Annotated in this window: 22 protein-coding genes and 1 tRNA gene; 7 read left to right on the top strand and 16 right to left on the bottom strand. The window is 62.2% G+C overall.

Features of this window, described 5'->3' with window-relative positions:
- Nucleotides 1-25 precede the first annotated feature (25 nt).
- Complete coding sequence (locus N7650_RS08640) at nt 26-889, bottom strand: LysR substrate-binding domain-containing protein (RefSeq protein ID WP_279897879.1); 864 nt, start codon at nt 887-889, stop codon at nt 26-28.
- A gap of 131 nt (nt 890-1020) precedes the next feature.
- Between N7650_RS08640 and N7650_RS08635 the strand changes: the two genes are divergently transcribed.
- Entirely contained in the window at nt 1021-1629 is a 609-nt protein-coding gene (locus N7650_RS08635; protein ID WP_279897878.1) for a LysE family translocator, read from the top strand.
- Here N7650_RS08635 and N7650_RS08630 read toward each other — a convergent pair.
- The 3 genes from N7650_RS08630 to N7650_RS08620 all read right to left on the bottom strand — a co-directional run bounded on the left by N7650_RS08630 (nt 1626) and on the right by N7650_RS08620 (nt 3600).
- Nucleotides 1626-3110, bottom strand: a complete 1485-nt coding sequence (locus N7650_RS08630; RefSeq protein WP_279897877.1) for a methylenetetrahydrofolate reductase C-terminal domain-containing protein — start codon at nt 3108-3110, stop codon at nt 1626-1628. The genes N7650_RS08635 and N7650_RS08630 overlap by 4 nt on opposite strands.
- A gap of 202 nt (nt 3111-3312) precedes the next feature.
- Nucleotides 3313-3389, bottom strand: a tRNA-Met gene (locus tag N7650_RS08625).
- Nucleotides 3390-3438: 49 nt separating this feature from the next.
- Nucleotides 3439-3600 (bottom strand): hypothetical protein, encoded by a 162-nt coding sequence (locus N7650_RS08620; protein ID WP_158487742.1) that lies wholly within the window; start codon nt 3598-3600, stop codon nt 3439-3441.
- Between N7650_RS08620 and N7650_RS08615 the strand changes: the two genes are divergently transcribed.
- Nucleotides 3599-4939, top strand: a complete 1341-nt coding sequence (locus N7650_RS08615; RefSeq protein WP_009406515.1) for a sensor domain-containing diguanylate cyclase — start codon at nt 3599-3601, stop codon at nt 4937-4939. The two genes, N7650_RS08620 and N7650_RS08615, sit on opposite strands and share 2 nt — an antisense overlap.
- On the opposite strand, the gene N7650_RS08610 is transcribed toward N7650_RS08615, so the two are convergent.
- From N7650_RS08610 to N7650_RS08595, 4 genes are all read right to left on the bottom strand, one after another.
- Nucleotides 4933-5397, bottom strand: coding sequence for a hypothetical protein (locus N7650_RS08610; protein WP_009406516.1), 465 nt, complete (start codon nt 5395-5397; stop codon nt 4933-4935). The two genes, N7650_RS08615 and N7650_RS08610, sit on opposite strands and share 7 nt — an antisense overlap.
- A gap of 100 nt (nt 5398-5497) precedes the next feature.
- Nucleotides 5498-6709: a hypothetical protein gene (locus N7650_RS08605; RefSeq protein ID WP_279897875.1), complete on the bottom strand. Its 1212-nt coding sequence runs from the start codon at nt 6707-6709 to the stop codon at nt 5498-5500.
- Between the two features lie 72 nt (nt 6710-6781).
- On the bottom strand, nt 6782-7981 hold the full coding sequence (locus N7650_RS08600) for an RTX toxin (protein ID WP_009406518.1): 1200 nt from the start codon (nt 7979-7981) through the stop codon (nt 6782-6784).
- Nucleotides 7982-8115: 134 nt separating this feature from the next.
- A complete protein-coding gene (locus N7650_RS08595; protein ID WP_279897874.1) occupies nt 8116-9327 on the bottom strand; it encodes a hypothetical protein in 1212 nt (403 codons plus the stop codon).
- 177 nt (nt 9328-9504) lie between these two features.
- On the opposite strand from N7650_RS08595, the gene N7650_RS08590 reads away from it, so the two are divergent.
- Nucleotides 9505-9648: a hypothetical protein gene (locus tag N7650_RS08590; protein WP_170394987.1), complete on the top strand. Its 144-nt coding sequence runs from the start codon at nt 9505-9507 to the stop codon at nt 9646-9648.
- Nucleotides 9649-9751: 103 nt separating this feature from the next.
- Nucleotides 9752-10909, top strand: coding sequence for an MFS transporter (locus N7650_RS08585; RefSeq protein WP_279897872.1), 1158 nt, complete (start codon nt 9752-9754; stop codon nt 10907-10909).
- Between the two features lie 34 nt (nt 10910-10943).
- Here the strand turns inward: N7650_RS08585 and N7650_RS08580 are convergent, their stop codons facing one another.
- Together N7650_RS08580 and N7650_RS08575 are read right to left on the bottom strand one after the other, a co-directional pair.
- Entirely contained in the window at nt 10944-11189 is a 246-nt protein-coding gene (locus tag N7650_RS08580) for a hypothetical protein (RefSeq protein ID WP_009406522.1), read from the bottom strand.
- Between the two features lie 563 nt (nt 11190-11752).
- Entirely contained in the window at nt 11753-11992 is a 240-nt protein-coding gene (locus tag N7650_RS08575) for a hypothetical protein (protein WP_279897870.1), read from the bottom strand.
- A gap of 472 nt (nt 11993-12464) precedes the next feature.
- Here N7650_RS08575 and N7650_RS08570 point away from each other — a divergent pair, with 472 nt between their 5' ends.
- Nucleotides 12465-12719, top strand: a complete 255-nt coding sequence (locus tag N7650_RS08570; RefSeq protein WP_009406524.1) for a hypothetical protein — start codon at nt 12465-12467, stop codon at nt 12717-12719.
- A 375-nt stretch (nt 12720-13094) separates the two neighbouring features.
- On the opposite strand, the gene N7650_RS08565 is transcribed toward N7650_RS08570, so the two are convergent.
- Together N7650_RS08565 and N7650_RS08560 are read right to left on the bottom strand one after the other, a co-directional pair.
- Complete coding sequence (locus N7650_RS08565; RefSeq protein WP_279897869.1) at nt 13095-13307, bottom strand: hypothetical protein; 213 nt, start codon at nt 13305-13307, stop codon at nt 13095-13097.
- Nucleotides 13308-13541: 234 nt separating this feature from the next.
- A complete protein-coding gene (locus N7650_RS08560) occupies nt 13542-14105 on the bottom strand; it encodes a helix-turn-helix domain containing protein (protein WP_279897868.1) in 564 nt (187 codons plus the stop codon).
- A gap of 122 nt (nt 14106-14227) precedes the next feature.
- Here N7650_RS08560 and N7650_RS08555 point away from each other — a divergent pair, with 122 nt between their 5' ends.
- Nucleotides 14228-15397 (top strand): MFS transporter, encoded by a 1170-nt coding sequence (locus N7650_RS08555; protein WP_279897867.1) that lies wholly within the window; start codon nt 14228-14230, stop codon nt 15395-15397.
- Nucleotides 15398-15506: 109 nt separating this feature from the next.
- On the opposite strand, the gene N7650_RS08550 is transcribed toward N7650_RS08555, so the two are convergent.
- Nucleotides 15507-15842 (bottom strand): helix-turn-helix domain-containing protein, encoded by a 336-nt coding sequence (locus tag N7650_RS08550; protein ID WP_080604809.1) that lies wholly within the window; start codon nt 15840-15842, stop codon nt 15507-15509.
- A 57-nt stretch (nt 15843-15899) separates the two neighbouring features.
- Between N7650_RS08550 and N7650_RS08545 the strand changes: the two genes are divergently transcribed.
- The gene (locus N7650_RS08545) at nt 15900-16991 is read left to right on the top strand and encodes an NADH:flavin oxidoreductase/NADH oxidase (RefSeq protein ID WP_279897866.1); all 1092 of its coding nucleotides are present in this window, start codon (nt 15900-15902) and stop codon (nt 16989-16991) included.
- Nucleotides 16992-17183: 192 nt separating this feature from the next.
- On the opposite strand, the gene N7650_RS08540 is transcribed toward N7650_RS08545, so the two are convergent.
- From N7650_RS08540 to N7650_RS08530, 3 genes are read right to left on the bottom strand one after another with little or no spacing between them, the layout of a single operon-like run.
- The gene (locus N7650_RS08540; protein ID WP_279897865.1) at nt 17184-17492 is read right to left on the bottom strand and encodes a YkgJ family cysteine cluster protein; all 309 of its coding nucleotides are present in this window, start codon (nt 17490-17492) and stop codon (nt 17184-17186) included.
- Nucleotides 17493-17535: 43 nt separating this feature from the next.
- Entirely contained in the window at nt 17536-18564 is a 1029-nt protein-coding gene (locus N7650_RS08535; protein WP_279897864.1) for a hypothetical protein, read from the bottom strand.
- Nucleotides 18565-18576: 12 nt separating this feature from the next.
- Nucleotides 18577-19146, bottom strand: a complete 570-nt coding sequence (locus N7650_RS08530; protein WP_009406533.1) for a hypothetical protein — start codon at nt 19144-19146, stop codon at nt 18577-18579.
- Nucleotides 19147-19174: the final 28 nt, after the last annotated feature.

Below are 19174 nucleotides of genomic sequence, written 5' to 3'. Positions count from 1 at the left end.
CCCACAGGTTTATGTGTTGTGCTTGCTAGCGAGGCTTGGCCTGCTCCGTCACCCATTCGATGAAGCGCTGAACCTTCTCGGTCTCCGCCAGCACCTGCGGACACAACAGCACATACGCCGACCCATCCGGCACAAACCCATAAGGCGCTACCAACTGCCCGCTGGCCAGTTCATCGCTCACCATCAAACGCGATGCCATCGCCACTCCGAGCCCCGCTACCGCCGCCTGGATGCACAGGTAGAAATGTTCGTAATCCGCCCGCTCGGTACCACGCCCGGTCTTCCTGTTCAGTCGCAGCCAGGTCGCCCAGGCTCCCGGCCGGGTAGCGCTATGCAGCAGGCGCTGACCGGCAAAGCCCCTGGCCGGCAACACCAGGTTGGGGCTGGCCACCGGCCCGACCCACTCATCGCAGATCTTCTGCACATGCAGGCCGTCCTCCCACTGAAAATCATCCCGCCGCAGCGCCAGATCGACCCCGCTGCGGACGAAATCCACCGGCCCTCCGGCCGTCATCAGGTGCACCTGGATATCCGCATGGCGCGCCTGAAAATCCGCCAGCCGCGGGATCAGCCATTTCATCGCCAGGGTCGGTTCGCAGGACAGCACCAGCACGTTTTCCCGCGAGTGTTGCTGCAAGCGCGAAACCGTGCCTTCCAGTTGTTCGAAGATCGATTGGGTGGTGCCCAGCAAGGTGCGTCCGGCGGCTGTCAGGAAAATCGCGCGGTTGCGCCGCTCGAACAGTTCCACCCCGAGCGACGCCTCAAGCAGGCGCACCTGGCGGCTGACAGCACCATGGGTGACGTGCAGCAATTCGGCGGCACGGACGAAGCTTTCGGTGCGGGCGGCCGTGTCGAAATAGCGGAAGGCGGTGAGGGCGGGCAGTTTCATATTGGTGAGGAAAACTAGCGGATTTGTCGCACTATAAATCGCTTTTTCCAGGCCAGTAAGGCTTTCGATAATGGCAAACATCTAACCCATCTGCGTTATTTCATCGCTTATCGAAAACAGGGAAAGCCTGCGTGAACGAACTTATCGCCGTCGCTCTATTCACCGTGCTGGCCGTTATCAGCCCCGGCCCGGACTTCGCCATGGTCACCCGCGCCAGCTACGCCTTCGGGCGACGCAACGGACTGTTCGCCGCCCTGGGCATCGCCTGTGGCGTGCAGGTGCATGTGCTCTACACCGTGCTCGGCGTTTCCCTGCTGGTGCAGCATTCGCCTAAGCTGTTCCTGGTGATGAAGGTGCTGGGTGCCGGATACCTGATCTACCTCGGCTACAGTTCGTTGACCAACACCAGTCGGCTGTCGCTGGAAGGGGAAGGCGGGCACAAGGCCAGAGGCGCTTTCCTCTCGGGGTTCCTCACCAACGCTCTCAACCCCAAGACTCTGCTGTTCGTGGTCAGCGCCTACACCCAGGTGGTCGGGCCGGACAGCTCGCTGACCCGGCAATTCGCCTACGGGCTGTTCATGTCGGTGGCGCACTGGGTGTGGTTCAGCCTGGTGGCGCTGTGCTTCTCCAGCACCTCGTTGCGGCGCCTGATGATCGACCGCCAGCGCCTGGTGGACCGGGTGATCGGCATGGCCCTGCTGGGGCTCGGCGTGACGGTGCTGTTCGCCAGCGTGCGCTAGCGTGGCTGGTCGGGGCTCAGGTCGGCGGCCATGGCGGACGCAGCCTGCTCTGCGCCAACCGCAAACCATTCCGGCCACGAGCTACGCTGCCGTCCCTCTACCTCGACGCACGGAATCAACCGCTGCGTCAGCACCGCCGTCTGCCCCACCGACTTGGCCGTGCGGTACTTGATGCTGTGGATGCATTCGCGGTCGCCGAACTCGCAGCGGTTCAGCCGGGTGCCGCCGCAGGGGCCGTTGGCCAGGCCCTTGGGGCAGGTTTCCGGGCAGATATAGAGCGTGTCTTCGAGGCGGCAACTGCCACAGGTGTCGCAGCCCACCAGCGGGCGTTTCACGCCGCGTTCGAGGCGGTGCAGCCAGCGCTGTCCGGCCTGCGTAGACCACAGGGGCCGGCGCACCGTCCAGGCGAAAGCCCGGCTCAATAGCGTCGTGCGGTTGAACAGGGTCGAGTGGAGCGTGGAGAGCAGGTGATACCGAAGCTTTTCCTTCGGTGTAGCGCTCACCCTTGATTCCCCGGCTTTCCAATCCGACTCCGGCGGATTGAAGGTCACCGCGGGCACGCCCGGCAACTGCCAGCTTCGGGCCCAGGCCAGGGCCCACTCTTCATCGGTGCGGATCTTTTCCCGCCAGGCGTCCAGCGCCTGTTCGAGCGCCAGCAATTGCGCGATGTCATGCACGCCGGACAGGTTGATCCCGGCATAGCCCATCCGTTGCAGGCCGATGATCTGCAAGGCCAGGCGATCGACACTGCGAGCCTGGGCATGGGCTTTCGAAACCGCCTCTTCCGCCGCCACCAGTGCCAGCATTGACGGCGATACCGTCACGCCTGCCACATGCTCGAGCATTTTCGCCCGGCCATGGGTCAGGCCCATGATGCAGGCGAGCATCGGGCGCGGCGTTGGCTGGCGCTGCATCCAGTGCATGGCATCGCGGTACCTGGCCATGTCGAAACCCAGTTGCAGGATCAGGAAGTCGGCACCGGCGGCCAGTTTTTTCTGGGCCTTGAAGTACTGCGCGCCGCCTTCTTCCTCGCAATACTTGAATGGATTGAGCGCGGCGCCGAGCAGCCAGTCCGGACGTGCCCGGCGGACGATGCCGAGGGCCGCCACCGACTCCAGGTAGCGCACCGGTCGCTGGCCCGGTTCATGGCCGTGCAGGCGGTCGCCGGTGAGCAGCAGGAGCTGGTCGAGCCCCAGCCGGTCCATGCGCTCCAGTTGCGCCAGCAGGTCCTGGCGTTCGCGGTCCTTGCCGGAAAAATGCGGCATCACCGGCACGGGCGTGGAGAGGGCGGTGAAGGTATCCAGGGGCGACAGGTCGAGGTTGCTGCCTACCCGGTCGGCGATGCCGGCGAGCATCGGCCAGCCGCACAGGTGGCCGCGCTGCATCAGTTGCTCGAAGGCGGCGAAACGTTGTGGCTTGGGGACGAACTCCATCACGCAGACGAACTGACGGTCGCGGAGCGCCTGTTTCAACGAATTCATAAGCTGCGCCATGGGGTCAGGACATGACGGTGCATTGTGGGCCAGTGCATCGAGAGCCCCTTGTCCGGGAGCGCAGGAAAATGTCGTGAAAAAGACAGGGCGCGTCCCTGACAGGGAAAAGCCCGAACGACAGAAACGAAAAAGCCCGCGCTAGGCGGGCTTCTTCGTTTGCCATCGAATCCGGAGACTCTCTGGCGGTGTATGGTGGCTACACAGGGACTTGAACCCCGGACCCCAGCATTATGAATGCTATGCTCTAACCAACTGAGCTATGTAGCCAAGTGGCGCGCATTATTCGCTCGAAACGGGTATCTGTCAACACTCTTTTTCAAAAAATTTTACGCGCATTCAACCGCTTAGCCTGACTCACCGGCCGGGCGGCCTGCACAGGGCAGTTCCGCCAGGTTGCGCCGGATTTGCCCGCGAGGGCTTCGATCCAGTAACGTGGCGTTTTGCAATTGCCTGGTCGTTCGTCGAAGTCGCCTTCCATGCCCAACGCTTCCGTACCCGAGCCGCTCCCCGAGGAACAGGAAGTCCTTCGTCTGCGGGAAATCATCGCGCACAACTCCGACTGGCTCTGGGAAGTCGATAGCCAGGGCCGCTACACCTTCTGCTCCGAGCACAGCCGGCAGATGCTCGGTTACGCGCCGAGCGAGGTGCTGGGCAAGACACCCTTCGATTTCATGCCGGCCGAAGAGGCGGCGCGGGTCGGTGCGATCTTCGCCGGCATCGTCGCCGAGCAGCGGCCGTTCGCCGGCCTGATCAATCGCAACCTGCGTGCCGATGGCCGTCTTGTAGTGCTGGAGACCAGCGGGGTTCCGCTGTTCGATGAGCGGGGCAGCTTGATCGGCTATCGCGGCATCGACCGCGACGTGACACCGGCCATCGGTCCCCTGGACCGTCGCGAAGTGCAACTCGAAGCCTTGTACGCCGCGGCCTCGGTGGCGCTTGGGCTGGTGGACCGGCAAGGGATACTGGTCAATGTCAACCATGCCCTGGGCCAGTTGCTCGGTGGTGATGCGACGCAACTGGTGGGGCAGCCCCTGCTGATGCCGCAGCTCGATCTGGCGCAGTGCCTGGCCGAGCTGGAACTCGGCCGGACCGTTGCCGATCGCGAACTGGACTGGCGCGAGCGCACCTATCTGCTGAGTATCGGCGCGGTCCGGGACCTGGACCAGCAGATCCTCGGCATGACCCTGGCCTTCAGCGACATCACCGAGCAACGCCTGATGCGCGAAGCCCTGGCACAAAGCAACGCGCAACTGGCCGAGGCCAATGCGCGCCTGCAGGCCCTGGCGAGCGAGGATTTCCTCACCGGATTGCCCAATCGCCGACGCTTCGACGAAGCGCTATTGCAGGAAAAGGCCCGCGCCCGCCGCGAAGGCCGGCCGCTGTCGCTGCTGATGGTGGACGTGGACCACTTCAAGGTGTTCAACGATCACTATGGGCACCAGGCTGGAGACGAATGCCTGCGGCGTATCGCCGTGCTCCTGGGCCAGTCCTTGCAAAGGCCGGGCGACCAGGTCTGCCGCTACGGCGGCGAAGAATTCGCGGTGATCCTGCCGGACACCGACGTCCATGGCGCTCGCAGCGTTGCCCGGGATCTTTGTCGGGAGGTCTTCGATGCCCATCTGGAACATCTGGCGAGTCCGCTGCAGCGGGTGACCCTCAGCATCGGCAGTGCCAGCCACGACCCTGACCGCCCCGATAACAGCGTCGCCCTCGGTGCCTTGTTGCGCGTGGCCGACCTTGCGCTGTACCGGGCCAAGCAGGGCGGACGCAACCGGCTGGTGCAGGGCGGGCAGGAAGAGCCCGCTGCGCCTCACTGAGTCATAGGTACCGGGCAGCCCACGTTGGAAGGTACCAGCAACTCGCTGGCCAGTGGCGAGCGGGAAATGCTCAGGAAGGCGTCCACTCCCAAGTGCACCCAGGCAACCGTCGTTGGCCGCACCCACAGCAGGCAAGAGCCGCTACGGGCATTGAAGCGGTCGCCCAGGGTGCCTTCGAGCATCAGGCGGCCATCGGCCTCAAGCTCCAGCGACAAATGGGTCACATCGCGGGCAACATCAGCAGCGATACGCTGGATACCGGCGTCGCCGAAGGTTTCGTCCAGTGCGCCATTCTTCAGATGGCGAGCCAGCATGAAGGCCTCGGCGTCCCGGTCGATGCCGGCCATGAGGATCTTGCCGTCGGGCAGCCGCACCGACTGTTCCCAGTGCGTGTTGGACGGCAGCGGCAGGAAATCGGCGGAAGCGAACGCGGCTTGGTTGTTGTTTTGGGTTGCCATGGTCGGGCCTGCGGAGCTTGGGTACGGAGTCTGTTTTTTAAGCCTTGGAATGATGGCCGTCTACTGACAGAAATATCAGGTAGGCCTGCCCGCTTGTCCTTCAGCCAAGGTAACGTGCTACGAAGTAAGCGGTTCCATTCGGGTTCAGGCGGCTTGCTCCGCTGGCCAGGATCTTGCCGTCACGCTGGATTTCCACCTGGTAGCATTCATCCACTCCACCCAGGTTGGTCATTACCTGGCCATTGTTGCCGAAGCCGTTGTCCAGCTCGCCGTTGGCCAGGAAGCGCATCAGCACAACGTTGTAGGTTTCCAGGCTGCCCAACGAGTGACCACCCGTTACGATCTTGCCGTCGCCTTGCAGTGCACAGGCCAGGCTGATGGTTTCGTACCCCGGAAACGCCGTAAGCCTTGGATTGCCATTGTTGAAGCTTTCATCCCGACTGCCATGGGGATTAAGGCGCGTGGTCAAGGTGTACAGGTCGGCGCCATAGTCGCCTGAGCCCGCAGCCAGCAGTTTTCCATCGGCTTGTCGCACCAGGCTCTGGATATCCACATGGCCGTCGGCCAGGGTCAGGCTTGCCATGCCATCGTCGCCGAATGCCGGATCTGGGCGTCCATCGGCGAGGAATTGCAGGAGCAGCACTTTTACGTAGTCGAAGTCCGTTGGGGCGACCAGCATCACGCCATCGTTCGGCAGCACGATCACGCTGCTCACCAGGTCTTCGCCGACATGGATCAGCCCCGAACCGTTGTCGCCGAACGACGGGTCCAGATGCCCGTTGTCCAGACGCGCCAGATAGATCCACGGGGAGGGAGAGCCAGGCCTCTGGGCCAGCAAGGCAAGAATAATCCTGCCATCGCTCAGAACACCTCCGCCGGCGATGTTGGTAGTCCCGCCGCCCAGGTTGAGGACGCAGTACCCGGCAACGCCAAAGCTGGTGTCCAGGTCACCATTGGGTGTTACCCGCAGGACGAGCGCGTCGTTCTGTACGAGATTGCCAACGCCGCAATGGACCAAGGCGCTGCCGTCGGGCAGCAGCCAAAGCCCTTTGGGCAGGAGGTCTCGCGCAAAAGGCGGAGTGATGTACGCGATGCCCTGCTCGGCGTACGAGGTGTCGAGCAGGCCGGTAGTCAGGTGGCGAACCAGCACGAGGGTCTGGCCGTCCCTGCGCGAGCCGGCGGTCAGGATCCTGCCGTCCTGCAGCAATCTCGACTGGCCAAAGTCAAGGTGCTCGGGGAAGGGCATGAAGCCGTTCTGGCCGAAATCGATGTCGAGGTCTCCGGGATTTTTGCCGCTGTGTTGATTCGCCATGATCGTTCCTTGTTCTGGAGTAGGGGCTTGTTTACAGGGTGCCGGGAAGAAATGACCGGCGACCTCGCTCCGTCAGCCCAGATACCGGGCAAGGAACATCGTCTTGTTCGGCGTTTCCCGGTTGCGCTGTCCGGAAGCCAGGATCTTGCCGTCGTCCTGCAGCTCCACGACTTCGCAAATCTCCTGCCCGCCGAGGTTGCTGACTACCTGGCCGCGGATACCGAAGTCCATGTCGAGGTTGCCGTTGGCTTCCATGCGCATCAGGATCACGTCGCGCGGATCGTAGGTATGGCCGGCTACCAGGAGTTTGTCGTCAGGCAGAAGGGCAACGCAGGTAGCAAGGGTTTCGTATCCCTGAAACACCATGATCTTCGGTTCGCCGTTGTTGAACGTGCTGTCCAGGCTGCCATCGGTGTTCAGGCGGGCGACCAGTGTATGTGCGCCCAGACCAACACTTGCACCGCCGACGCCGACGATCTTGCCGTCCGCGCGCACCTTGACCTGGAAGATTTCCGCCTCGCCGGGCGGAAGCGGGAGGGCGACTTCGCCGTTTTGTCCGAAACCGAGATCGGGGCTGCCGTCGGGGTGGTATTGGCGAAACACGGCCTTGCTGAAGTCATCGGAGTGACCGGCTAGCAGGTAGCCGCCGTTGGCGGTCACTGCCAGCCTGCGCAGTGGGGTGTCGCTGGCCTCTACGTAGCCCAGTCCGTTGTCTCCGAAGCCAGGGTCCAGAATCCCGTTATTCAGCATGACCAAATAAGTGCCATAGAACGGCGGGTTGTTCCGTTGCGAAATCACGCAGGCGATAGCCTTGCCGTTATCCAGCGGCTCCAGGGCCGTGATGAGGTTGCTGACGTCGCCAAGGCCGAAGATGCAGAAGCCGTTCACGCCGAAGCTGCGGTCCAGTTCTCCACTGGGTAACAGCTTGCAGACGAAGGTGTTGTGGTCGCCCAGCCGGCCCAGCGCGCCATAGACCAGGACGCTGTCGTCGGCCAGCACACGCAGTTGCAGCAGCTCGAACATATCCCATTCCTGCAGGCGGATCCGGACTACGCCTTCATCACCGAACGACGTATCGGGCGCACCGTCCTGCAGGTGGCGCAGCACGATGAGGAGGTCGGCTTCGAGGCCATTGCAGACGCTGAGGATCTTGCCGTCGCTAAGTCGCTTCGACTGGCCAGTGCGGGTGTCGAGTGGGAAGAAGAGCTGGCCCAGGGTGCCGAAATGGAGGTCCAGATCCCCAGGTTTGCGGGTGTCTTGGGTGGCGTTCATGAGAGGTTCCTTTGCGGAGTTGGATAGAAATCCAGTTTCTACGCCCAGGCTTCGCTTTCATCTACTGACAGAAATATCAGGTCTGCCGGCCCTTGCCTTGTTGCAACCGGGCAAGGGCCGGCGTTACAGACGAGTCAGCCGAGATAGCGGGCAAGGAACAAGTGGTTGAATGGCAAGTCGGTGATACGTCTACCGGATGCCAGGATCTTGCCATCGTCCTGGACCTCCACGCCCTCGCAGGTTTCCTGCCCACCCAGATCGCTTATGACCTGGCCGTTGATACCGAAGCTCATGTCCATCATGCCGTTGGGTTCCATGCGCATCAGAATCACGTCGATCGGGTAGGTGGTGTAGCCTGCTGTCACGATCTTGCCGTCGGGCAGAAAATCGACGCCGGTACTCTGTGTTTCGTGGCCCTGGAAGACCATGATCTTCGGTTCGCCGTTGTTGAACGTGCTGTCCAGACTGCCGTCGGGATTCAGTCGGGTGGTCAGCGTGTGATTGCCGAAGCCGACGTTGGCCATGCCGACCCCGACGATCCTGCCGTCCGTTTGCACTTTCACCTGAAGGATTTCCGCCTGGCCCGGGGGAAGGGGCAGAAGCACCTGGCCGTTTTCACCAAAGGCGAGATCAGGGCTGCCATCGGCGTGATACTGGCGGAACTCGGCCTTGCCGAGGTCATCGGAACGGCCGGCCAGCAGGTAGCCGCCATCTGCGGACACTGCCAGATGGCGCAGTGGATGGTTGCTGGCCTCGACGTAGCCCATGCCGTTATCGCCGAAGGTGGTGTCCACGACCCCGTTATCCAGCCGTACCAGGTAGCTGCCGTGAAATGCGGGGGCAGTGGTTCTGTGCGAGATCACGCACGCCATGATCTTGCCGTCATCCAGCAACTCCAGCGCGGTGATGATGGCGCTTTGGTCGCCAAAATCGAGGATGCAGAAGCCGTCCACGCCAAATGCGCCGTCCAGTTCTCCGTTGGGTAATACCCGGAACACGAACGACTTCTCCTTATCCATGGCCCGTAATGCGCCATACACAAGGGCGCTATCGTCGGGCAGTACCAGGAGCTCGACCAGATTGGCCGTGTTCGGGGCCGGACCCTCCGGTAGCTGGATGTGGACAAGGCCCGATGGGCCGTATGAAACATCAAGGTCGCCGGTCCACAGATGGCGCGCCATGGTGATCATCGGGGTCACGGTGTCGGAGCAGGCGCTAAGAATCCTGCGGTCACCGAGGAGTTTCGATTTGCCGCTGCGCATGGCTGGCGGAAAGGGGGCCCTGCCCGAAAATCCGAAATCGACATCGAGATCGCCTGGGTTTCTGGTGGTTTGGGGAGCGTTCATCAGCAGTTCTCGTAGAGATGGGTTGAGATCAATTTTCTACGCCCGCAAGCCAACACCATCTACTGGCAGAAATATCAGGTCCTCCGAAGTTGCCGGTGTGGGGCGAGGGCGATTGACGGGCGTGTCAGCCATGGCCTAGAGTGCCGACCCTCTTTTCCGTCCTTGCTGTTGCCGAACATGAACGCCGTTGTCCGTCCTTTCACTGCCAGGCTGCCCCTTTTCCGGGCCCTTCGCCGTGCCTGGCCGCAGGACACCGTGCTCAAGCGCCGGCGCAGCGTGCTGTTCGCCTTCACCTTCTCGCCACACCGCCTATTCGCCTGACCTCTGCGGGCCTTTCGGGCTCGTTCGTCTTCTTTCGATTTCAGCGTCTGTGCGCCCACGCGCAAGGCTTCGAGCCTGCGCGTCGGCGGTGGTGGAGTGAGTTGTGAACAAGCGTTTTCTCGTGGGTGTGCTGTTCGTCGTTTCCGTGGTCGGTTTCTCGCTGGGGGCGACCTTGCCGCTGGTGTCCCTGCGTTTGCTGCAGGCCGGTGCCAGCAGTCTGCAGATCGGCATTCTTTCGGCGATGCCGGCTGCCGGCATGATGCTCTCGGCGTTTCTCGTCGATGCCTGCTGCAGGCACCTGACCCGGCGCACTATCTACCTGCTCAGTTTCAGTGTCTGTGCCCTTAGCGTCGGCCTGATCGAGTGGGCGTTTTCCTCGATCTACCTGTTGGCCGGGCTGCGCCTGGCGCTGGGCCTGGGCATGGGCGTGGCGATCATCCTGGGCGAGTCCTGGGTCAATGAACTGAGCGAAGAACACAACCGCGGCAAGATCATGGCCCTGTACGCCACCGCTTTCACCGGCTGCCAGATGCTCGGCCCGGCCATGCTCTCGCTGCTCGGGGCCGAGGGGCCGTGGCTGGTGCTGATGGTGTCGGTGGGCTATGCGCTGGCGCTGGCCTGCATCGTCTGGACGGTGCCCAACGACCATGTCGAACATGGAGAGGACGGCGAAAAGAGTTTCTCCCTGGCCGGCTTCTTTCGCGTCGCCCCGGCGCTGTGCATGGGCGTGCTGTTCTTCTCCTTCTTCGACGCGGTGATCCTCTCGCTGCTGCCGGTCTACGCCACCCACCACGCCTACGCGGTCGGCGTCGCGGCGCTGATGGTGACGGTGATCCTCACCGGCGACATGCTGTTCCAGTTGCCCATCGGCTGGCTCGCCGACCGCTGCGAGCGAACCACGGTGCACCTGGTATGTGGCGTGCTGGCGATGCTGATCGGCCTGGCCCTGCCGTGGCTGATCCAGGTGCAATGGCTGCTCTGGCCGGCGCTGGTGTTGCTCGGGGCGGTGGCGGGTGGGGTTTATACGTTGGCGCTGGTGCTGATCGGGCAGCAATTCAAGGGGCAGGACCTGGTCACGGCCAATGCCAGTGTCGGCTTGTTGTGGGGCGTGGGCAGCCTGGTCGGGCCGCTGGTCAGTGGCGCGGCGATGGACGTGGCGCCGGAAGGGCTGCCGATGGCGCTGGCGGTGATGGCGGCGTTGTTCGTGTGCTTTGCGCAGTCGGCGAGCAGGAGGGTTTGGCGGGTTTCGGCGGTGGAGTGAGCCGCTGGACGGCGGGATCAGCGGCTGTCTTGCCCTAATGTTTCCACTGATCGTCTATCTGCTTGAGGAGCTCCGCTTGTTCGACCGTGGTAAGAGAATCCAGACCCTGAATGTCCTTTAACGTGCTTGTGTTGGTGCTTTCACGGATAGATATGTTGGCCTCTGCGGAGGCCACATTCCTCAGTGCGCGTTCGGCTGTCTGAAGGTCGGGGGCAGTCAAGGTCCCGTTATTTATGACGGTTCCGCTCTTTGTGGTTATTTCATAGATAAACTCCGGCATTTTCTATCTCCTGGCGTTCGTATCATTTGTTTACTGACCTGCTGTACGCGTCGTAAGCACAAGCTGGCCGGTTTTCCATAATGAATGCCTGATAAGAGTTGTCTACTGGCATAAATAACAGGTTGCCTGTTGGGAGTTAAGCGTGGGCATTACCAGGCAGAGATCGACCTGGTCGCTCGTAGGATGTTGCATAAAGCCACGAAAAACCGGACATTTCCGTCCTCTGTGTAGGTAATTTCCCAAGTGTACTTCCGCGCCTGATTGACCGTTGCGCTCTTGGAGATCAGTGCCTAGTCTTGAGCGGTCGTTGCGCAAGTGACGATGGGCTTTGACAGGCCCTGTGGATCTAAGACGCTGGTTGTCCTTATGGCGGCTGTGCGTGTGGGCACCTTTTGGTGCGCCGGGTTCTTAGTCCCTGGTCTGTCAGCCCGCGCACAGTTGCCATCCTCGTGTGACGGCTACTGCACGATTCATCGCTTACCAGCGGTCAGCAGATGCTGATCGATGGATTGATCCAGGTGGAGAAGCGGGTAACGTCCAATGTCGGTGTTACAAACCAAGTTTCAACGCCGGACCGTCTCCATGCCAGTGAGGTCCGTTACATGGGCGAACGTGTCGTCGAAGCTGGCGAAGATATGGGCAACGCCGAAGCCTATTTCTGATCTGCTCCATTCTTTCAAAGTGACTTCCAATTCCTGGGCGAACAAAGACTCGCTTCGCGTTTGCGCGTCTTTCTCATCGACGGCTGATTTGGTTTTGAAGCGTCGATTCCCGTTTTTTGCGGCGCGTTTGGAGTTACGCATTTCCAATCTCCGTGATGGGGACGTGGTCGGTACTGCTTTGGATGAGCGATCAGGTTCCTATCTTGGGCGCATGCAGCCTGCTGTCTACTGGCAGAAATATCAGGTCGGTCGTTCGGCGGCGCGTTGGGGATTGTCTGGCGAACGCCGCCCTGTTTGAACGAAAGGTGTCGTATTCAGCTACGAAAAGCCGGACATTTCCGTCTTTTGTGTAGGCAATTTCCCAAGCATACTTCCGCGCCTGATTGTCCGTTGCGCTCTTGGAGATCAGTGCCTAGTCTTCGGCGGTCGTTGCGAAAGTGACGACCGGCTTTGACAGGCCGAGGAATACTTCAGTTGACGCAAACGGTCGTTATGGCGGCTGTGCGTGTGGGCACCTGCGGGTGCGCCGGGTTAATTCTCCTGAAGTCCCTGGTCTGTCAACCCACGCACAGTTGCCACCCTCTCGTTTGACAGCGAGCCGATGGCAGCCCCGATGACTTCAGGAGATGCCCATGAAAAGCTCGTCCCCGATCCACCCCCGGTCCTCTGCATCCGCGAAGGGCTGTCCCTCGACGAGGCGCTGTACCTCGCTCGCCAGCATTTGACCAGAGCCATCGATAACGCCCGCGAGGCAGCGGAAGACGCGCCGCTCAAGCAGGAAACCCTGATTGGCGATTCCGTGTTGCAGATAAGGATTGCGCAGGCGTTGCTGAACGTGTGCGTAAACCACCGGGCGGTGGTGGTCTGATCCCAAGATCAAACGCATCATCATTGATTGGCGCAAAACCCTGTAGGAGCTGGCAAGCCAGCTCCTACGCGATTCATCGCTTACCGGCTGCTGCCCTATAGATGCTGATCGGTGATTGATCCAAGTGCAGGCGGCCACTACAGATTTCGGGAAGTCGTGGGGCGTGGGCAGCCTGATCGGGCCGCTGGTCAGTGGCGCGGCGATGAACGTGGCGCCGGAAGGATTGCCGATGGTGCTGGCGGTGATGGCGGCGTGTGCGTGTGCTTCGCGAGTCGGCAGGCCGGAGGGTGTGGCGGGTTTCGGCGGCGGAGTGAGCCGCTGGACCGCGGGATCAGCGGCTAGGCGTGGGAGGATCTAGGCATCAAGAGCCGTTGACTATTCGCTGCCACCCACCGGGTCGCCGGAGAGATACGGTTTTGTAAGGGGGGAGGGGGTGTCAGCCATGAATACGACATTCACTTCACCACTACCAGAGGGAAACAGGGCTATGACCTTTTTTTCCGCTTCTTCCTTGTTGGCGGCCGTCAAGGTTCCATATTTTCTTTGACCGCTCTGCAGTGCTACTGCTGAGTAAGTGAAATCTGGCATTTTGTATCTCCTTGGGCATGTGAGTTCTAGGTCTTGTCCATTGACTTGGACATGACGCCTCCATATTGAATGCCAGACATCCGTTGTCTACTGGCAGAAATGTCAGGTAATGCGGTTCGATTGGGTGTGGGAATCGTTTGGCAGATATTGTCCCCGATCCACCCCGGTCCTCGGAATTCTCGAAAGGCTGTCCCTCGACAAGGCGCTGTACCTCGCTCGCCAGCCCGGCAGCCATCATTCCGGCGATAGATTGCGTAACAGCAGATCCAGCGCCGCTCCGGCCTGCTCCAGTCGCGCTGCATCATCTTCCCCGCGAGCAATCCAGAACGCTGCTTCGGTGAGGCTTCCATGGACCATCCTTGCCAGCGCCTCGGCATCGACGCCGACGATTGCGCTTTGCTCGATCAACTCCCGCATTGACGCAATGCAGCGCTCCTCCTCCCGGGCGCCCAGCACCACCCGCGCATCGCGCAAGACGATGCGCTGGATCTCCGGCTCCAGGGCCATGCGCAGGTACGCCCGGCAGCGTTCGAGAAACCCGTCCCACGGTGTTGGCGCCTGGTCGGAAAGCGCTTTCAAGCGTTCATCCATTTCTGCGTCGATTTGCGCCACGACCGCCGCCAGCAAGCCCTGCTTGTCGCCGAAATGGTGATACAGCGCACCCCGGGTCAGCCCGGCACGGGCGGTGAGGTCGTCCATCGAGGCCTCGGCATAGCCGGTTTCGCTGAAGAGCTGACGGGCCACGGCCAGCAAGGTGGCGCGGGTTTGTTCCATATCGGCGCGGGTGCGACGGGCCATTGGCACACTCCTTTGGGGGTTTACATACGTACCGTATGTAAATAGGCTTTTAAACATACGCGTTGTATGTATCTTCCCCGCATGCCTGTTCGAAGGCAAGCGGACAGGCAAAGGAGCGCAAGATGGCCAACCCTTACCGATCACTGTTCAACCTTCCCGGCACCCGCGGTTTTGCCCTGGCTGGATTGCTGGCGCGGCTGCCACTGCCGATGACCGGAATCGGCATCATCACCCTGGTTTCCCAGTTGCGCGGCAGCTATGCGTTGGCCGGCGCGCTGGCCGCGACCTTCGTGATGACCTATGCGCTGCTGTCGCCGCAGATCTCGCGGTTAGTGGATCGCCAGGGGCAATCCCGGGTGTTGCCTTTGGCGACGCTGGTCAGCGTTAGCGGATCGGCCTTGCTGCTGGCCGGGACCTGGTGGCCGCTGGGGGATTGGAGCCTGTTCCTCGGCGCATTGCTGGCCGGCGCCATGCCCAGCCTGTCGGCAATGGTGCGGGCGCGCTGGACCGTGCTCTATCGCGGCCGAGCGGAGTTGCAGACCGCCTATTCGCTGGAGACGGTGCTGGATGAACTGACCTTCATCGTCGGGCCGCCGTTGTCGGTGGGCCTCTGTGTCGCGCTGTTTCCCCAGGCCGGGCCGTTGCTGGCGGCGCTATTACTGACGCTGGGCGTGAGCGCGCTGGTGATGCAGCGAGGCAGCGAGCCGCCGGTCCTGGCACCCGGGCAGGGCGAGCGTACTTCACTGATCCGTGTTGCCGAGGTTCGCCTGCTGACCCTGTTGATGATGGCGATGGGGGTGATCGTCGGCACCGTGGATATCGCCAGCGTGGCCTTCGCCAGTGGGCGCGGGCAAGCGGGGGCGGCGAGCCTGGTGTTGTCGGCGTATGCGATGGGGTCGTGCCTGGCGGGGTTGGTGTTCGGTGCGTTGAAGTTGAACCAGCCTTTGCCGCGGTTGCTGTTGATCGGAGCCCTGGCGACGGCGGCGAGCACCTTGCCGGTGTGGTTCGCCGGGTCGATTCCGGGCCTGGCGCTGGCGGTGTTCATTGCCGGACTGTCTTTCGCGCCGACCATGATCGTGGCGATGTCGCTGATCGAGCGCAGTGTGCCGGAGCAGCGCTTGACCGAGGGCATGACCTGGTTGCTGGCGGGGTTGAATATCGGCGTGGCAATGGGCGCGGCGCTGGCGGGGCAGGGGGTGGATCTGGGGTGGTCGGGGTTCGAGGTCGCGGTGATTGCAGGGGTGATGGTGGTGCTGGTTGGTGGGTGGGGATTCAGACGCCTGGGAGGGTAAACTCGAGGGCCTAATCGCTGGCAAGCCAGCTCCCACAGGTGTGGCGAAGACCCTGTGGGAGCTGGCTTGCCAGCGATAGGGCCATCAGCAACAGCACAAATTCGGAAGATCAGACGTGCTGCAGAATCGCCCCGATCAACCCCGGGAAACGCCCGTCCAGCGCCTCGATGCGCAGGGAGTTCATGTGGGTGGTGCCCACCGCGCGCGTTTGCACCAGCCCCGCATCGCGCAATACCCGGAAGTGGTGGGACATGCTCGACTTCGGCCGCCCTCCGTCCAGGTCGCCGCAACTGGCTTCGGTGCAGTTGGCCAGGGTCCGGACGATTTCCATGCGCACGGGATCGCTCAGCGCATAGAGCACGCGCTCGAGGACGAAGTCTTGTGGGTCTGGATGTTTGTAGGCACGCATGGGGCGGATCATACCGGAGGCTTCACTAAATGCCAAAGTTCGAATACTATCGAACAATCGTAACTATCCATGTCCTCTCCCAGGAGCTTCCGCATGACTGCACTTTTCCAGCCTTTCACCCTCAAGGACGTCACCCTGCGCAACCGCATCGCCATTCCTCCGATGTGCCAGTACATGGCCGAGGACGGCGTTATCAACGACTGGCACCAGGTTCATTACGCCAGCATGGCCCGTGGCGGCGCTGGCCTTGTCGTGGTGGAAGCCACGGCGGTCGCCCCTGAAGGCCGCATCACCCCGGGCTGCGCCGGGATCTGGAGCGATGCCCATGCCCAGGCCTTCGTGCCGGTAGTCAAGGCGATCAAGGCGGCAGGCTCGGTGCCGGGCATCCAGATCGCCCACGCCGGGCGCAAGGCCAGCGCCAACCGCCCATGGGAAGGCGACGACCATATGGCCGAGTCCGACGCCCGCAGCTGGCAGACCATCGCCCCGTCCGCCATTGCTTTCGGTCATCATCTGCCGAAAACCCCGCGTGAAATGACCCTCGACGATATCGCCCGGGTCCGCCAGGACTTCGTCGATGCCGCGCGCCGTGCCCGCGACGCCGGCTTCGAGTGGATCGAGCTGCACTTCGCCCATGGCTACCTGGCCCAGAGCTTCTTCTCCGAGCACTCCAACCAGCGCACCGATGCCTATGGTGGCAGCTTCGACAACCGCAGCCGTTTCCTTCTGGAAACCTTGGCCGCCGTGCGTGAAGTCTGGCCCGAGCACCTGCCGCTGACTGCCCGTTTCGGGGTGATCGAATACGACGGCCGCGACGAGCAGACCCTCGCTGAGTCCATCGAACTGGCCCGTCGTTTCAAGGCCGGTGGGCTTGACCTGCTGAGCGTCAGTGTCGGCTTCACCATCGCTGAAACCAACATTCCGTGGGGGCCGGCCTTCCTCGGTGAAGTATCGCGCCGGGTGCGTGACGAAGCCGGTATCCCGGTGACCTCGGCCTGGGGCTTTGGTACCCCGCAACTGGCGGAAGAAGCGGTCAGCTCGCGGCAACTGGATATCGTTTCGGTGGGCCGCGCCCATCTGGCGGATCCGCATTGGGCATACTTCGCGGCCAAGGAGCTGGGTGTGGACAAAGCGTCGTGGACCCTGCCGGCGCCTTATGCGCACTGGCTGGAACGCTATCGCTGATCACGGTTGGTGCAACCGCTCTAACCTAGGCAGAGTAAGCGTCCTGTGGGGGTTTACCCGCGATTGCTGTAGTGAATTCACTATAGCCATCGCGGGTAAACCCGCTCCCACAGGGTACGCGTTGTGCCTTGGAACTGTTCTCTGTGCGACAGCGCAGCCCGAAAAGGCTGGGCGGATTCCCACAAGTACTCGTCAGTCCACCGCGACCAGGGGAATGGTCGTCACGGCGTGCTGGTGCTGCAGATAACTACAGATCTCCAGGTTCAGCCGCACAAACTCATCCCAACTGTAGTCACGGGCATAACGCTCGGTGAACTGCAGGTCCACCCGACAGATATCCGGGCGGTCCTGGTAGATCCCGCACCCCTTGCTGTTGGCGTCGTAGTGCCGGCAGGTGCCGTCGCCACGGTCGAGGAAACGGGTTTCATCGGCCATGTCCACGTGCTGGCAGCACAAGCCGCACTGGGTGCAGGGGAAGGGCGAGGTGATCTGGCAAGGCATGGCGGTCGCTCGAAGTGGCCCGCGCCAGGCGCGGGCCATTGCCTTACGCGACAGGTGCGTCGAGGCTGGCTTTCTGTCCGCTGGCTACCGCGGCGACATCCTTGATGCGCTTCTCGGTCGACAGCACCAGGTTGCCGGCTTCGTCGAGGATGGCGGTGTCGATCATCGCCTTGATCAGCTGGGCGAACTTGACCGCGCGGAACACCACTTTCTTGCTTTCTTCAGAGAAGGCGCGGTAGTCGACGCCGTTGTTCTCGATCACCTTCTTCAGCTCGCTGACGCTACGCCGCAACTGCGAGCTGATGTTGGAGAAGGTGGTGTTGGCCAGCGAGGTCACCGCATCGATGGCTTGCAGCTTGCCGGCCATCAGCTTGGCCTGCTCGTGGATGGTCCGGGCCTGTTCCATGTTGCTGCGCGCAGTGTTCAGGGCTTCCTCGCCCTTGCTGCCGAGCACGTGGCCGAAGATCGCGAGGGCCGGGCCGGCGACGATGCCGCCCAGTACCATCATGCCGCCGGCCATGCCATAGCCACCGGCCGCCAGCGACCCGCCACCCAGCCAGGCCAGGGTGGCGTTGGTCGCGGCTACGCCGCCCAGGGAGGAGATGGCGGTACCGGTGCTCGCCGTGGCCAGCAGCATGGTGCCGTTGTAGGCGCCGAAGGCCAAGGCCGCGCCGCCGGTCATGCCGGCACCGAGGCCGAGGCCGGCGTCCTTGAGGGCCTGGTAGTCCTGGCGCAGGCCGGCCAGGGTCTTGCCGGTGAAGTCGCCAGCGTTGAGCTTGTCCAGTTCCGGGCTCTGGCTGAGCTCGACGTTCTTCAGGCGTTCGAAGGTTTCGATGAACTCGTCGACCACGCCGTTGAAGGCACGCAGCTTGCGCTGGCCGTAGTCTTCGAGGGTGGCGTTGGTCTTGGTGCGCTGCTCCTCGACCTTGGCGTTGGCGGCATCGACCATCGAGCCGGCACTGGCATTGAGGTCCTTGGCTTCGCTGTGGTCCATGGCGCCGCTGACGCCTTTGACCGCGCCGTAGATGCCGGCCGCCGCAGCGACCGCACCGATGATGAGTGGAATTGGCATGGGCTCGTGTCCTTATTCGAGAATGAGCGAGATGGTTTTGCTGACTTCACGGTTCATGGTTTCGGCACGTTCCAGGAGGTCGTCGAAGATGAAGTCTTCCAGCTTGTGGTGCAGTTGGAATTCCTTTAGCAGGGCCCATTCCACGCTGGAAATGTGGCCGTCGCGCAGGGCCACCAGGAACAGTTCGAACAGCACCACCTTCGATGTGGACGGCAGTTCGAACCTGGTCGCATTGAGCAGCTCGCGCAGTACGCTGGTGGCTGCCTGGACGCGATATTCCGGTTTCTCGGCGACGATCATCGGCAGCTTCTTCAGCGCATCGATCAGGCGCCGTTCCACGTTGCAGGACGAGGAGAAGAAGCTATCGAAGGCCGAAGCACTGCCGGTGGACTGCACCAGTTCGTCGATCAGCTCGCGTTCGGCATCGCCGGTGACGATGGTCAGGGCGTCGAGGTTGCTGCTGGAGGTGAGCTGGTCACGGGTCTTGCCATCCCAGCGCAGCGGCTTGTCGGCGATGGCGAGCAGTTTCGCCAGGTCGATGAGGTGTTGCTTGTCCGATCGGGACAGGAACTTCATGAGCATTGCATAGGGTCCTTTTTCCGGGAGCAGG

This window comes from Pseudomonas sp. GD04058 (genome assembly GCF_029836855.1).
In the GTDB taxonomy this organism is placed as follows: domain Bacteria; phylum Pseudomonadota; class Gammaproteobacteria; order Pseudomonadales; family Pseudomonadaceae; genus Aquipseudomonas; species Aquipseudomonas bharatica.
Note: the sequence above shows the minus strand (reverse complement) of the source record. Positions and strands in the feature narration are given on the sequence as shown.